The sequence below is a fragment of the Clostridium sp. MCC353 genome (genome assembly GCF_018785315.1).
Classification (GTDB): Bacteria; Bacillota; Clostridia; order Lachnospirales; family Lachnospiraceae; genus CHH4-2.
The window spans coordinates 20713-35493 of record NZ_WQPN01000005.1; the positions used below are offsets into that span (position 1 = coordinate 20713).

Below are 14781 nucleotides of genomic sequence, written 5' to 3' on the forward strand. Positions count from 1 at the left end.
TCTATACCTCCTTCTTTCGGAACAGCCATTTTCCCCATCCATATAAGATCCCGTCCAAAACCAGAACCACAGCCAGAAGACCATAATCAGGCCGTGTGAGATCATAGGACACGGCTCTGGTTTCTATATTCCATTCCATCTCCACAGGGACAAGAACGGCATAATAGCACCAGGGAATCAGACGGTAGATCACAGGGAGATAGAGGGCAAACAGCCCCAAAAATGAACCCAGCAGCCCGATCACCAGGGAGATAAGCTGGTTTTCCACGGAAAATGACAGGATCATTTGAAACAGAAACAAGCCTTCGCTCAATATCAGGGTTCCCGCCAGCCAAAACAGCAGTTCTTTCACCGGAAGGGGCTGGGTGACCGGATAAACCGCTGCGGCCCCCAGTATGATAAGGAGCTGGATCAGGGCCAGCAGCAGCACATACCGTGTACCGGAACGGATCTTTCCATAATAAACTGTGTCCCTGTCTGCCAAAGTATAAAGCAGTTTCCAGGCGCCCCCTTTGTGCTCCACATCACAAATCCGGCTGGCGGTCATGGCAAGAACCAGAGGCATAAAGATGGTCTGCAAAATCCCGATATCATAAATCAGAAATGAATAGCCGTCTTCCCAGACCTGGGAACCATGCAATAGGCCGTACCATATCCACAATGCCATCAGGGACATGGAACCGGCTCCGATCAGTCCCAGCTTTTTATGCTTTAATTTCATTCTTTCCACTTTTCCTATGTTCTGTTTTTCCATCATTACAAACTCATCCCCTTCCCGGTCAGATCCAGAAAAATGTCCTCCAGGTTTTTCTGGTATTCTTCAATTCTCAGCACCCCGATCCCGGAATCAGACAGTTCTCTCACCAGCCCGGCAAGAACCTCATCCGCTAAGTCAGGGATCAGAAAGCCTTCCCGGCCCTTGTGTACAGAAATGCCTTTGTCCTTCATCCGCAGCACGGCCCGCCCGTCATCCAGGGTGCGGAGGCGGATTCTTTTTTTGCTGTATTCATGGAGGTGTTCGATGGTATCCTGAAAAATCAATTCTCCCTGGTTGATGATTCCCACATGGGTGGCCATCAGATCTATCTCCCCCAGTAAATGGCTGGATATCATTACGGTCATGCCGTACCGTTTTGGCAGGCTTTTGATTAACTCCCTCATCTCCTGGATTCCTGCCGGGTCCAGGCCGTTTGTGGGTTCATCCAAAAGGAGCAGCCCCGGCTTTCCAAGAAGTGCCCCGGCCAGTCCCAGGCGCTGTTTCATCCCAAGGGAATACTGCCCCGCCTTTTTATTCTGCTGGTTTTCCATGCGGACGGTCTCTAAAACCTCATCGATCTCCTGTGCAGGAACCTGCTTCAGCTCTGCAATGATCTCCAGATTCTCCCGCCCTGTAAGGTGGCCGTAATAAGAGGGCGTCTCGATCAGGGAGCCCGTTTTTTTCAATATCTCCAGCCTGTTTTTCCGGTTCATAACCGTCCCGCATACTTTTACCTGCCCGGCGCTTGGTTTAACCAGCCCCAGGATCATTTTCATCGTAGTGGATTTACCGGCTCCGTTGGGCCCTAAAAATCCGTAAATGCTGTGCTCCGGTATTTTTAAATCCAAATTCGCGACTATTTTCTTTTGTCCATATTCTTTTCCCAGGTTTTCTGTTTCTACAATCGGTTTCATCTGAATACTTCCTTTCTTTCTGTTTCTGCAATCCATCTCATTTGTTTGCTGCCTTTCTTTCTGTTTCCACAATCTGTCTCATTCGGCTGCCGCCTTTCTTTCTGTTTCCACAATCCGTCTCATTCGGCTGCCGCCTTTCTTTCTGTTTCCACAATCCGCCTCATTCGGCTGCCGCCTTTCTTTCTGTTTCCACAATCCGCCTCATTCGGCTGCCGCCTTTCTTTCTGTTTTCACAATCTGCCTCATTCGGCTGCTGCCTTTCTGTTTTCATCCGGTGCAGCAGATTTCCAGCGCCCACCACATATTAATGGTAAACTGCAAACCTGTCTTCAGCCTGTTTTGCTCCTTACTTTTACCTTACATTTTGCCTGAAATCATGTCAGGCGCCATATTTTGTTTTATAATCACCACTATAAGGAGCTCCTTGACGAGCTCCTGCCAGAGTGGGTCTGAAAATTGCCCTCCGTCAGAATTGGGGCACAGTTTGTGGGAAGATCTGTCCCGGATGAAGGGTGCATAGCTGGCTGCGTAACCTGAATCCGGGGCAGAAACACCGCGAAGCAGGGCGGACAGATGACGGGAAGGAACTTTCAGACACACGCTAAATCCGGAAAGGAAATGATCTTTGTGAATACCATTTATGAGTGCAGATTATTGATTGTGGACGACAGCAGAGAACTGCAGGACATGCTGTCAGAAATCCTTCATAATGCCGGTTACTCCTTTATCACTCAGGCCTTTGACTGCAAAACGGCCCTGGAGTATTTTGAGAAATACCGGCCTGATTTTGTGATACTGGATGTTATGCTGCCTGACGGCGACGGATTTGAGATCATGCAGAAGCTGAGGGCCCGTTCCCAGGTTCCGGTTCTGTTTCTCTCCGCAAAGGATGAAGACGAAGACCGGCTGCTGGGCCTGGGGCTGGGGGCCGACGACTATATGACAAAGCCATTTCTGGCAAGAGAACTGGTTTTAAGGATTTCCTCCATTCTGAGGCGGACTTATTTTCCGCTGAAGCTGTCGCCTTCGGCCGTTCCTGTCCTTATGCTGGGAAACCGGACCGTAAATCTGGAAAGCGCTGCGGTGGCCTGTGAAGACGGCTCCTCCCTCTCACTGACTGCCAAAGAACTGGCAATATTAAAGGAGCTCTCCAAGCGTCCGGGCAGCATCGTAACCTTCGATGTGCTGTCCCAGGCCCTTTGGGGAGATTCCTATTACGGCTATGAAAATTCCCTGATGGTCCATATCCGGCGGCTCCGGGAAAAAATTGAGGAAACTCCCTCGTCTCCCCAATGGTTATTAACGGTGCGGGGACTGGGATACAAACTAAATCTTTCAAAGGGAGGCCACAGCCGATGAAAAGCCTGCTCCGCATAGTGATCCGATATATTACCACTGCCTGCTTAATCAGCTTCGCCGTTCTGGCGCTGAGTTTTTCTGCCTATGTGTACAGCGTCATCAAGTACCGCACCACCAGCGGCATTTACCATACTTTAGGGAAAATTACAGAAGGATTTTATTGGAATGAAGATGATCAAAACATAGATCTGTCTGAAGAAAGTTTAGAACTGCTGGAAAAACACTTTATATTCGCTATGGAATTAAATGAAGAAGGAAACATAATCTGGGATTACCGGCTGCCCGAAGAGCTGAATCAGAAATATTCCCTGGCCGACATGGCGTCCATGACCCGCTGGTATCTGAACGATTATCCGGTCAAGGTCTGGAATAATCAATATGGAACCTTTGTCGGAGGCCTGCCCAAAAACAGCATCGCCAAATACCGGCTGGAAATAGCTCCTGAGGCCTTAAATGCCGTCTTAGTCCTGCTTCCTGCCTGGAATCTGGCTTTTATCCTCCTTTTGTGCATCATTCTGGCTGTCAGGCTGTACCGCTCCCTCCTGCCCCTTGGCCGCGGCATTGAAAACCTGTCGGAAAATAAGCCGGTCTGCCTCAAGGAGACGGGCATCACATTCGAGCTGGCTAAAAAGCTGAATCAGGCTTCCGCCATCCTCACCGCCCAGCACAATGCCTTAAATAAAAGGGACACGGCCCGCACAAACTGGATTGCAGGGGTATCCCACGACATACGGACACCTCTTTCCATGGTCATGGGGTATGCGGAAAGCCTGGAATCCAACCAGTCTCTTCCCCCCAAACAGCGCCATGAAGCTGCGATCATAAAAGAACAGAGCCTGATCATCAGGGATCTGATCGAAGACCTGAACCTGACCTCCAAGCTGGAATACCAGATGCAGCCTCTCAATTTGTCCCTCTGTTCTCCTGCCTCCATGCTGCGGACTTTAATCGCAGAGTATTATAACCAGGATCTGCCCCAAAAGTATGAAATCAGTCTGCAGGTTCGAAATGAAGCGGAACGGATTCTCTTATCCGCCGACCAGCGCCTGTTAAACAGGGCGTTCACCAATCTGATTGGCAACAGCATCCGTCATAATCCGGACGGCTGTTTCATTACGGTCACGGCAGACGGTGATGAATCCATCTGCATTCTCACCTTTTCCGATACGGGCTGCAAAATTCCTCCGGCGGTGGCTGAATATTTTTCTTCTCCGGACCGCCACAGGGAACTCCCGGAAGGGCTTCACATCATGGGGCTTCAAGTGGTTTCCCAGATTGCCGCCGCCCATAAAGGGACCTTCAGAATACTCGGTTCCGGCAGTGTGGAATTAAGGATTCCGGTCGATAACATGCGGCAGGTATGTTATTGAAAAAAATTACCGGCCGCCCTCTTCTTTGAAGAAATGTTCGATTTTTAGTTCGTGGATCAGATCAATCACCTGGCTCGTCTTTTTATACCCCAGTTTTTTCAGCAGGGTGGTGATCTGGGTTTTCACCGTGCCCTCAGAGACAAACCGGCGTTTCGCGATCTGGCGGTTGCTGACCCCATCCAGTTTCAGCGCGATAATCTCCTTCTCCGAAGCCGTCAAACCGGACAAAAGCCCCAGAGCGAACATAAGGCTGGTTTCCGTCTTTTTCAGGCGTTTGAATTCTTCCCGCAGCTTTTGGTTTGCCGAATGGTTTTTCCTGAGTTCTTCCACGGTTCTTTGTATGGCTGCGACCAATTCATCATTGTTATAGGATTTTACCACATAATCCCGCACAGAGGGAATGCAGTAGGAATTATAGATCGTGCTGTCGTCATCTCTTACGGTCATCATGATCACAGCCGTTTCCGGGTGGTTCATGGACAGGTTGTACGCGGAGGTCAGGCCGTCGCTGCTGCTGTCCATTTCCACATCCATGATCACAATATCCACCCGGTTGGCAGCCACAAAGGCTTCCGCCTCCTTTCCCGACGATACTTCGCCTGCAATTTCAAAATGACCGATGGACTGAATGGATTTTCTTATGTTTTTCCGTATGAATACTTCATCGTCGGCCAGAAGGATTTTAATCATTTCAGGATTCATCTTTTCCTCCATTCCTTAAAGTGATTCAGGTTTATTTTCTCCGCGCTTCGTACAGGGGAAGCATCAGGTAGACGGAAGTTCCTTCATTTACCCTGCTCTCGATCCTGATCATGCCTTTATGCATCTTAATGATCTTTTCCGCATATGCCAGCCCCAGCCCCCAATTGTTTTTCGAATTCTTTGAGGTGTAAAATGGGGTGAAGATCTGTTTTAATTGATCCCTGGGTATACCGATTCCATTGTCGCGGACTTCAATAATGACCTGATAGTGGTTTGAAAACACCAGCACCTCTACACTGCCGTCCCCAATCCCTTTTATGGCTTCCAGCGCATTTTTCAGAATATTCACCAGCGTCTGGGTCAAAAGCTGCCCGTCGGCCAGGACAAACAGGCCGTCTTCCTCTTCCTGTATCTCCAGCTCTCTTTCTGAAATGGATTCGAATTCCGCTTTGGCCTTCCTAATGAGATCCGTAACCGGGAGTTTTTCAAAATGGAACTTCTTTTCTTTAAAAAAATTATTCAGATCATTCATTTTGTCCAGCACGGAGCTGTTTCCGTCGATCAGGCAGCTTATCATTTCCCTGGACTGCTCATCGCCGTTTTCCTTCAGATGCTCTTCCAATTCCTTCAAAATCACCATATTGGATATCAGATTATTTTTTATGCTGTGGGCGATCACGCGCACTCCCAAATCGCTGTTCGCCTGCCGTTTTTCAATGGAACCGTTGGGCTTTGCCAGCAGCCGTTCCATCTTCAGATAACGGGTAAAGGAGATCACACAGAGAATCGTAAAGCAGATGGAACAGCCGATGATGGCCTTCCAGTACCGGTCGGACCAGCGGCTGCTGTAGAAAAAGATGCGGGAAAGCAGGAAATAAATGCGGTCCAGCAAAACCACCTGCAGCGGAGTGATAATGCCGATGACCGTAAAAAAGAGCATCAGCGCACACATGGAAACATAGAGGCTGAGCAGCTTGCTGCGGAGCCATTTGACGCGGACCTTGGTAAAGTTATGGATCAGCAGGCCGGCAGAAAACAGGATCACAGTGATCATCAGCAGGCGGAACCCTGTATCCATATTTTTAAGAACACTCTGGGGACAATTGGCTGCCAGCCAAAAATAAACCTGAGGGGTGAATGCGGTGAACAGGAGAAGGGACGGCAGTGCGGCCAGACCCAGACAGAGTTTGCGGCTGCATTTTCCGGCAGCCAGAGTTTCACTGATAGAAAATGTAAAAAATCCATAGAGAGCCAGGCTCCGCCCCGAATTAATGATCTGGTTCAGCAGATTGCTTCCTATGGGATAATTCTGCATGTAGTCATGAAGCGGCCTGGACAGATAAAAAATGGTGAACAGTTCATTTGAAATGCCTCCGATTTTGGCAAAGTAGAACATAAAGCCTATAATGAGCAGAGTGAGGCCAAGAAAAACCAGCACGAAATAAATGACCTTGATGTCTTTTATCAGAAAAACCACTAATAAACAGGAAATCGCCAATGTGAGCAAATAAAAGAACATGATTACCTCCTTAAATGGAAGGGACAAGGGTTATTTGTGTCGATTGTAGCACGCTTTCCATAGGCAGTCAATGAAGGAAACCAAGGCCGGGGGGTATAAAAAATTTATGACTGCCTGAGAAAAAATATCTGTGTTATGATCTGCTTAACCACTCAATTTGTCCGGACAAATGAGACGAAAATTAAAGGAGAAGGCTGTTATGAGTAACTATTCAAAAATGTATTTGGACCACGTTATGGAGATGCTTCAGAAAATCAGTTCCACACAGGAAAAAGAAATAGAAGAAACTGCGGGAAAGATGGCGGAAACCATCATAAACGGAGGCAGCATTTTTCTGTTCGGCCCCGGACATGCGGGAATCTTCACCCAGGATTTGTACCACCGGGCAGGAGGGCTGATTCTGGCCAATCCGATCCTCCATCCCGGAACCTTGGTCAGCAACCGGCCCATTACCACCACGTCGGAACTGGAAAAGCTTCCCGGTTCCGGGGCGCTGGTATTGAACAGCGTGCCCATCAAAAGCGGGGATATGCTGATCATACATTCTGTGGCGGGCCGCATTCCGATTGTGACGGAAATGGCCGTAGAGGCCAGACAGAGGGGAATATTCGTCTCTTCCATAATCAACATGGAATTTGCCCAAAATGTAACTTCTTTTGATCCAAAAGGCTATATGCTGTATGATGTAAGTGACGTGGTGATCGATGACTGCGGAGATTTTGGAGACGCCAGCATTTTAATTGAAGGTATGAAACAGAAGGTAGCCGCTACCTCAACCATCACAGCGTCCTTTATCGGCCATACACTGGAAATCCGCACCTGTGAACTGCTGCTGGAAAAAGGATTTGTGCCTCCGGTCGTGCATAGCACGAATGTAGACGGGGGAGACGAAGAAAACCGCCGCCTGCTGGAGGAATATAAGGACAGGATTCATTACCTGTAATGAAATGGAGGCGCAGAATGGAACAAACTAAAAAAATATGGGCGCAGAAAACTTCAGCGCTGTTCGGCATTTTATCTTTCAGCATTTTTATGATCGTATGGATAGCAATTTCTTCCTCTTCCGCAGGCAAAATATTTGCCAGCCCGGCAAAGGTATGCAGGGCATTCGCCGCAAAATCGGAAGGCGGAGTGATCTGGACCCATATCGGGGCCAGTTTGTCAAGGGCTCTGGGGGGATTTTCCCTGGCATTTATATGCGCTCTGCCGGTATCATTTTTAATGGGATGGTATAAGCCGTTCCGGCTGATCGTGGAACCATGGGTGAAGTTCATTAAGAGCATACCGCCCATCGCATACATCCCCTTGGTCATCGTGGCACAGGGCATTGGTGAATCCGCTAAAATCACTGTAATCTTCATCGGTTCCTTTCTGGTTATGGTGATTTCCATCTATCAGGGCGTAATCGGGGTGGACAATACCTTGATTAAAGCGGCCCGGGTGCTGGGAAGCAATGATTTTCAGATCTTTTACCGGGTGATCATCCCCTCTTCCCTGCCCCATATCCTGGTCGCAATGAGGTTGGGCATGTCGGCGTCACTGACCACCCTTGTGGCGGCAGAGTTGACCGGAGCACAGATCGGCCTGGGGCAGATGATTCAGGAAGCCAGCATGTATTTCCAGATGGATGTAGTGCTTCTGGGGATTTTAATCATCGGAATCATCGGATTTTTATTGGACCGCGTGATCGCGGTTTTGGAGAGGAGGATTACCGGATGGCAGGAAACGAGAACGGTGTAAAAAAAGTAAAGGTGGATATCAGAAACATAGACCGCGTCTACCAAAGCAGCCGGGGTCCTGTAAAAGCGCTGAATCACATCAACCTTCAGATTTATGAAAATGAATTTGTCTGTGTGGTGGGGCCGTCCGGATGTGGAAAATCCACGCTGCTCAACATTATGGCCGGGCTGGATCAGGCCACAGGAGGCGAAATTCTGGTAGATGGTGAAAAAGTGGAAGAACCCAGCACCGAACGGGGCGTGGTCTTCCAGCAGTATGCGCTTTTTCCCTGGCTGACCGTTAAAAAAAATATCATGTACGGCCTGAAAAATAAGAAGATGAACAGGGAACAGGCAGAAAAAGCCGCTGAAAAATATATTAAAATGGTAGGCTTGGACGAATTCTCAGGTTCCTATCCCAAAGAACTGTCCGGCGGCATGAAACAGAGAGTTGCCATAGCCAGGGCATTTGCCATGAATCCCCAGCTTCTCTTGCTGGACGAACCCTTCGGAGCGCTGGATGCCCAGACCAGAGCCCAGCTTCAGTCGGATCTTCTGGACACTTGGGAACAGGAGCAGAAAACCTGCTTTTTTATCACTCATGATGTGGAAGAGGCCGTCCTTCTGGCGCAGAGAGTGGTGATCATGAGCAGCCGCCCGGCAAGAATCAAACGGATCGTGGATATCGACATCCCCTATCCCAGAAATCAGGAAACAAAAATGGAACCCCGTTTTATCGAAATTAAAAATGAGATATGGTCTGAAGTATATACGGAATATCTGGCTCAGAAAAAATAGGAGGAAACCAGTATGAAATACAGAACAACAGTTTTTATTACAGGCATGGTGATGTCACTGGCTCTTGGCGCCTGCACAAAGCCGTCTGCGGCCCGGACTGAGACGGCAGCACAGACTGAAACAGCGGCCCGGACTGAAACAACGGCCGGACAGGAGCAAAAGGAATTGACAGAGATCAGCGCAGCCTATCACCCTGGCCTGGCCGCCCTCTGTGTGCCGGGCTTAGGAGAAGCAAAGGGCTATTTTGCAGAAGAAGGGCTGAAAGTCAACTGGGTCCAGTTTACAGCGGGCCCGCCGGAAATAGCCGCTATGGTTTCCGGCGACCTGCAGTTCGGATATATCGGCCACGGCGCCCATACCCTGTGCGCTCAGGGACAGGCGGATGTGATCTCCCTTTCCCATATCAGCAATTCAGAACAGGTTCTGGTGCGTAAAAGTTCGGGAATCAAAACGATGGAGGATTTGAAAGGGAAGAAAATCGTTACCCAACTGGGAACTTCCGGAGAGGCCATATTAAATCTGGCGCTGGAAAGGGCCGGGATCGGCAAAAATGAAGTCAATATCTACGCCATGGATATGGCAGGGGCCGTATCAGCCTTCATAGCCGGACAAGCCGACGCCATCGCAAGCTGGGATACCCATTCCGTAAAGATCAGAAATACAGTAGAAGAAGAACTGGCTGTATTGGCCCAGACATCGGATTTTATCGATGAACGTTCATTCCCCGGAAGCTGGGTTGCCACACCGGAATATCTGGAAGAAAACCGCGATGTGGCAGTCAGGTTCTGCCGCGCATTAAATAAAGTATACCAATACCGGGCCGGACACATGGATGAAACGGTTGAGCAGTCCGCCAAATTCGGAAAACTAGAGATTGAAAAGCTTCAGGAAACCAGGGATTCAGCGGTATTCTACAGCGCCGATGATCTGAAAAAGATGATTGAAGATGAAAGCCTCTACGATATCTACCAAAGCCAGCTGGACGGATTCATAAAAGATAAAAAGGTGGATTCCGGAGATGTAAAGGATTATGTAAGGGTGGATATCATGAAAGAAGCGCTGCTGGCAGACTAAAAGGTATTCGGGAATTGCTTTCCGTCAGATGTGCGTCACACTTTGTGGAAGATTCGGTTCCGATGAGGAAAGCGCAGCGGGCTGCGTTGGCCAAATCAGAACGAATTCTACTGCAGGCGGGGCGTACAGATGGTGGGAACGAATTTTCAAACACGCCCTAACAGCAAAGCGCTCACCCCTTCCTTTAACTATCTGTACAAACTCATTTTTACAAAACAACTTATAGTACTCCGGCCAGATTGAGCCCGAAAATCCACAAAAAGATGGTGAACACCGATAACACAGAAGTGACCACAATAATCAGCCCTGCCAGTTCCGCATCTCCTCCCATCTGTTCCGCCATGGCGCAGGAAGATACGGCGGCAGGCGCTCCCGCCATCACCATAAGCCCCGCCAGGTTTGCCCCCTTAAATCCCATCAGCAGGCTGAGACACACCACCACAGCGGGAACCAGAATCAACCTTCCCACAGAAACAAAAATAAGTTCTTTCTTATACTTTCTAAGCCCCTCAAAAGTAAATATACCACCCAGCACGATGAGAGACATTGGCGTCGCCAGGGATGAAACATCATTTACCACAGTCATGACCGGGCCAGGGATTTTTATTCCGGCAGCTAACAAAATAAAGCCTAAAAGAGATGCCCTGATCAGAGGATTTTTAGCAATCCCTTTTAAAATCCCGCTGAAATGGCACTCTCCCGTACAGAATGTTTCAAACAGAATCACGGCCAGCACATTGTAAAGCGGAATTATGGTAGCCGCCACAAATGCGGTCATACCGATATTCCCTTCTCCATAAATGGAGGAAACAATGCTGATCCCCAGCAGCACAAAGTTGCTCCGGTAAAGGCCCTGAATGATAACCGACGACCGCTCCTTCCGTTTTTCCACACGCGGAATGGTCAGGCATAGAAATATAAAAAGTCCCAGCACAGCAAGCAATGCAAACAGTACAATGCCAAAATCCAGCCCTTCCTCCATTTCCGTTTTGTAGATATTCTTAAACAGCATAAAGGGTAAAAACACATTGAAGACTACCCGGTTCATCTGATTCAGGGTTTTCTCTTCCATAAATTTCTTCTGTTTCAAATAGTATCCCAAAACCATTAAGCATAAAAGCGGAAATACTACCCGGAATGCTAATATAAAACTTTCCATGTCTGCTCCTTATTCCATTATATTTTATAAAAATGCTTGTGAGAAGATCCGGTATTGTCCTTCCCTGGAGGCCTTCACCTTCCATAATTCTTATTTAAAACAGAGTTCGTAAACCTCTTCGTCCGTGCATCCCGCATGTTCCTGAATTGCACTGTATATCCTATGTACCGCATCCTCCTCTTCTTCCAGCAGTTCAGCAATTTCAGAGGCAGACAGGCCTTTTTCTAGTTTCTTGCGCACTATCGAAATTAATTTTAGCCTGGTGCCCCGCTCGATTCCATTTTCAAGTCCTCTCTCAAGTCCCCTTTCCTCTCGTTCCGCCAGTTCATCCGCAAATAATTCCCTTAACGCTTCACACATATCTCTTACCTCCTCATATTTCTCCCAATTGGCCCGGATAATCAAATCCATCACCGCCTGGTACAAAGGGTCTGTTTCGTTCCCCTTATAAGCCCTGGCCAATGGCTCAATATCCTCTTTCAGTTCCAGGTTCTTCCCCAGACGGCTCAGCCAAATATACTCCTCTTTGGGCAGCCGGTTTGTTATCAGAATCTGCATCGGAAACATCAGCCCGTCCACATAATAAATCCCTTCATACTCCATTCTCAGCCCGATCCTGTACATCTCTTCCAAATGTTTGATTAATACCGCTGGATAACAACTGCATACAAAGGAAACAGTCAGTTCCTCCGGCGGTATCTCCATCACTTTTTTCGTATTGGACTGATAAATGCATGCATAACCCATAACCTTGTAAAAATCGTTGATGCTTACATAGTCCTCCGGGCTTTTATATTCCACAACATTAAACTGCCGAAAGATTCTCCCGATACTCTTTGCAACCACATGATCCGGCTTTTGCTTTATGATCAGAGTATCCATCTGCAGCGGCTTTTTACTCAAATTATATTCCTCTAAAAAGCTAAGGTAAGGACGGTCTTCGTCCAGTTCCAGCTGCAAGGCAGCCTGGAACGCGGGGTGCCACTGTAAGGTTTTCTTCCCCATTCATTTTTCTCCTTTCAGTATAATCAAAATAAGGCATAACTTCAATAGATGCTGGCTAAATTCCCCACCTCTCTTCCAATCCGTATTTCAAGCTTTGAATTCTCGACCGAACCGGTCATCACGGTGTTTTACACCTCAGACTGCCATTGCGGCAATAAATGATTCTGCGGAAGAAATCCGCAGGAAATGTAATTCTAAACTCAGGAATGATTTCAGTATATCATATAATTTTTTCTTGTCCATTCCTTCACCATCTTTTTTCTAAATCAAAGCCATTCCAGAGCAACAGTTCAGACGGCTCATCTTCTTGACCGAAAAGGCCTCTATATTACTATAAAAGATCCCCTGCCGGCAATCCGGGCCAGTTGGGGACCTTCTATAGTAATTCAGTAATTCCCCTATGCCCTTCCGGTCCATAGAGGAATTATGTAAAACAGTATTATTTAAAATCCAGCTATTAAAGATGCTTTTATTTCACAACAATCAATTCATATTCCCGGCTTCCAAGCCCGATCTTCTCCGCATGATCCAGGCAGCTCCGCCACTCCGATTCCGGAGCCGAGTTTGAAAAATGATCATGGTGGTCTACAAAATCATGGCTGGCTAAATGGTCACTGAGCTGGCTGTGGGGAAGAGGATCCGCCGCCAGGCAGGCATCCACACAGGCCTGATCGAGAGCCAGCGGGTCGAAGGACGCAAACATGCCTATGTTAGGCAGAATCGGCGCATCATTTTCACCGTGGCAGTCACAGTTAGGGGAAACGTCCACAACCAATGAAATATGGAAGTTTGGCCTTCCGTCCACCACTGCTTTTGTGTATTCAGCCATGCGGCAGTTAAGGACTTCATTGGCATTGCTGTCGTTAAACTCAATGGCATCAAAGTTACATGCGCCGAGACAGCGTCCGCAGCCCACGCAGTGATCCAAATCCACCGTCATCTTTTTGGTCTCTTCATTGAAAACAAGGCCGTCGTTGGCACATTCCTTCTGGCATTTGCGGCAGCCCCGGCATGATTCTTCCACAATACATGGCTTTCCGTTGCTGTGCTGCTCCGTCTTACCGGCCCGGGACCCGCATCCCATACCGATATTCTTAATCGCGCCGCCAAAACCAGTCATCTCATGGCCTTTAAAATGGGTCAGGCTGATAAATACATCCGCATCCATAACAGCCCTGCCGATTTTCGCTTCCTTCACATACTCGCCCCCGGCCACAGGAACCAGCACGTCGTCCGTACCTTTCAGTCCGTCCCCGATCAAAATTGGACAGCCCACTGACAATGGGGAGAATCCGTTTTCCCATGCGCACTGCAGATGTTCCAGCGCATTCTTTCTGCTTCCCGGATACATGGTATTGCAGTCTGTGAGAAATGGCTTTCCGCCCAGCTCACTGACCACATCCACCACTGCCTTTGCATAATTTGGCCGCAGATAGCTGATATTTCCCAACTCACCGAAATGCATCTTGATCGCGACAAATTTCCCTTCCATATCTATCTGGCCGATACCGGCTTTTTTTATCATCTTTTTTAATTTAGTTGGAAGACCGTCTCCAAACGCTACTGTGCGGAAATCTGTAAAATAAACCTTTGACTTTTCCATTGCTATCACTCCTATTCCAGTATTTTGTATTAGTGTAGCACTTAAAGTTAGGTTTAGGTCAAGCCTTTTTTCAGCAACATCATTTAAAATGTAACGGTTTTACCTTATAATCTCATATCCATCCTCTTCCAAAGCCTTCACCCCAGCCTCAAATTGCTCCGCTTTCGTCAGAATATAATCCGCATTATACGTGGATACGGCAAATATTCCGATCCCGCAGCCAGCCAGAAGGGCGGAAATCCTGGATAAAATGCCGATCAGGGAAAAATCCAGAGTTCCCTGAATCCGAAAAGCCCTCCAGCCGTCTTCTCTCTCCACAGTGTTGGACGGCACGCGTTTGGTACTGCACACCAGGGATAATTCTTCATCGGTTTTTCCTATGAAGCAGAATTCATCTGAAAAATCCACCTGGGTCAAATCTTCTAACTTACAAACTGAAAAATCCTGTTCCAGAATCCTGATCTCCATGTCATCCTCCTATTGGCGGCCAGCTTAACTCTCCGCGCATATCATCAGCTCTCTGCTTTCCTCATCCCGGAAGCCCTTTCGCCTGCCTCTCCATATCTTCAATCACAATATCATAAATCTCTCCCATGGATGCACAGTATTCCAGCACCTTCCATGGTTCATTGGTATGAAAATGAATTTTAACCAGTTCCTCATCCCCAACCGCCAGCAGGCAGTCTCCTTTAAAATGGTCTGTAAAATATTCACTAATTTTATCTTCGTCCAGATCTTCACCCTCCAACAGCAGTTGGGTATCATATCTATATTCAAGCATGTTGTTCCCTCCATTCGATAAA

General features: G+C 47.9%; 16 protein-coding genes. 7 read left to right on the forward strand and 9 right to left on the reverse strand.

Annotation, left to right across the window (positions count from 1 at the left end):
- Nucleotide 1: 1 nt before the first annotated feature.
- Both GPL15_RS00775 and GPL15_RS00780 read right to left on the reverse strand, forming a co-directional pair.
- Entirely contained in the window at nucleotides 2-757 is a 756-nt protein-coding gene (locus GPL15_RS00775) for an ABC transporter permease (protein WP_215695123.1), read from the reverse strand.
- Nucleotides 757-1671 carry an ABC transporter ATP-binding protein gene (locus tag GPL15_RS00780; RefSeq protein WP_215695124.1) on the reverse strand — a complete coding sequence of 305 codons (915 nt, stop codon included), beginning with the start codon at nucleotides 1669-1671 and terminating at the stop codon, nucleotides 757-759. Before GPL15_RS00780 ends, GPL15_RS00775 begins: the two co-directional genes overlap by 1 nt.
- A 627-nt stretch (nucleotides 1672-2298) precedes the next feature.
- Here GPL15_RS00780 and GPL15_RS00785 point away from each other — a divergent pair.
- A complete protein-coding gene (locus GPL15_RS00785) occupies nucleotides 2299-3030 on the forward strand; it encodes a response regulator transcription factor (RefSeq protein ID WP_215695206.1) in 732 nt (243 codons plus the stop codon).
- The gene (locus GPL15_RS00790) at nucleotides 3027-4400 is read left to right on the forward strand and encodes a HAMP domain-containing sensor histidine kinase (RefSeq protein WP_215695125.1); all 1374 of its coding nucleotides are present in this window, start codon (nucleotides 3027-3029) and stop codon (nucleotides 4398-4400) included. The genes GPL15_RS00785 and GPL15_RS00790 overlap by 4 nt, the downstream gene beginning before the upstream one ends.
- Nucleotides 4401-4406: 6 nt before the next feature.
- Here GPL15_RS00790 and GPL15_RS00795 read toward each other — a convergent pair whose 3' ends face one another.
- Together GPL15_RS00795 and GPL15_RS00800 are read right to left on the reverse strand one after the other, a co-directional pair.
- On the reverse strand, nucleotides 4407-5102 hold the full coding sequence (locus tag GPL15_RS00795; protein ID WP_215695126.1) for a response regulator transcription factor: 696 nt from the start codon (nucleotides 5100-5102) through the stop codon (nucleotides 4407-4409).
- Between the two features lie 31 nt (nucleotides 5103-5133).
- Nucleotides 5134-6621 carry a HAMP domain-containing sensor histidine kinase gene (locus tag GPL15_RS00800; RefSeq protein WP_215695127.1) on the reverse strand — a complete coding sequence of 496 codons (1488 nt, stop codon included), beginning with the start codon at nucleotides 6619-6621 and terminating at the stop codon, nucleotides 5134-5136.
- Nucleotides 6622-6820: 199 nt separating this feature from the next.
- On the opposite strand from GPL15_RS00800, the gene GPL15_RS00805 reads away from it, so the two are divergent.
- Genes GPL15_RS00805 through GPL15_RS27860 form a run of 5 tightly spaced genes read left to right on the forward strand, consistent with a single transcriptional unit; the run spans nucleotide 6821 to nucleotide 10437 of the window.
- A complete protein-coding gene (locus tag GPL15_RS00805; protein ID WP_215695128.1) occupies nucleotides 6821-7564 on the forward strand; it encodes an SIS domain-containing protein in 744 nt (247 codons plus the stop codon).
- A 17-nt stretch (nucleotides 7565-7581) separates the two neighbouring features.
- Nucleotides 7582-8361, forward strand: coding sequence for an ABC transporter permease (locus tag GPL15_RS00810; RefSeq protein WP_252198007.1), 780 nt, complete (start codon nucleotides 7582-7584; stop codon nucleotides 8359-8361).
- The gene (locus GPL15_RS00815; protein ID WP_215695130.1) at nucleotides 8337-9137 is read left to right on the forward strand and encodes an ABC transporter ATP-binding protein; all 801 of its coding nucleotides are present in this window, start codon (nucleotides 8337-8339) and stop codon (nucleotides 9135-9137) included. The genes GPL15_RS00810 and GPL15_RS00815 overlap by 25 nt, the downstream gene beginning before the upstream one ends.
- 12 nt (nucleotides 9138-9149) lie before the next feature.
- Complete coding sequence (locus GPL15_RS00820; RefSeq protein ID WP_215695131.1) at nucleotides 9150-10211, forward strand: ABC transporter substrate-binding protein; 1062 nt, start codon at nucleotides 9150-9152, stop codon at nucleotides 10209-10211.
- 28 nt (nucleotides 10212-10239) lie between these two features.
- Nucleotides 10240-10437: a DUF6783 domain-containing protein gene (locus tag GPL15_RS27860; RefSeq protein ID WP_346344874.1), complete on the forward strand. Its 198-nt coding sequence runs from the start codon at nucleotides 10240-10242 to the stop codon at nucleotides 10435-10437.
- Here GPL15_RS27860 and GPL15_RS00825 read toward each other — a convergent pair.
- The 5 genes from GPL15_RS00825 to GPL15_RS00845 all read right to left on the reverse strand — a co-directional run bounded on the left by GPL15_RS00825 (nucleotide 10432) and on the right by GPL15_RS00845 (nucleotide 14759).
- Nucleotides 10432-11370 carry an AEC family transporter gene (locus GPL15_RS00825; RefSeq protein WP_215695132.1) on the reverse strand — a complete coding sequence of 313 codons (939 nt, stop codon included), beginning with the start codon at nucleotides 11368-11370 and terminating at the stop codon, nucleotides 10432-10434. The two genes, GPL15_RS27860 and GPL15_RS00825, sit on opposite strands and share 6 nt — an antisense overlap.
- Before the next feature lie 90 nt (nucleotides 11371-11460).
- Complete coding sequence (locus GPL15_RS00830; protein ID WP_215695133.1) at nucleotides 11461-12375, reverse strand: 3-isopropylmalate dehydrogenase; 915 nt, start codon at nucleotides 12373-12375, stop codon at nucleotides 11461-11463.
- A gap of 469 nt (nucleotides 12376-12844) precedes the next feature.
- Entirely contained in the window at nucleotides 12845-13978 is a 1134-nt protein-coding gene (locus tag GPL15_RS00835; RefSeq protein ID WP_215695134.1) for a DUF362 domain-containing protein, read from the reverse strand.
- A gap of 99 nt (nucleotides 13979-14077) precedes the next feature.
- Nucleotides 14078-14446 (reverse strand): ACT domain-containing protein, encoded by a 369-nt coding sequence (locus tag GPL15_RS00840; RefSeq protein WP_215695135.1) that lies wholly within the window; start codon nucleotides 14444-14446, stop codon nucleotides 14078-14080.
- Between the two features lie 61 nt (nucleotides 14447-14507).
- Complete coding sequence (locus GPL15_RS00845) at nucleotides 14508-14759, reverse strand: kinase to dihydroxyacetone kinase (protein WP_215695136.1); 252 nt, start codon at nucleotides 14757-14759, stop codon at nucleotides 14508-14510.
- Nucleotides 14760-14781: the final 22 nt, after the last annotated feature.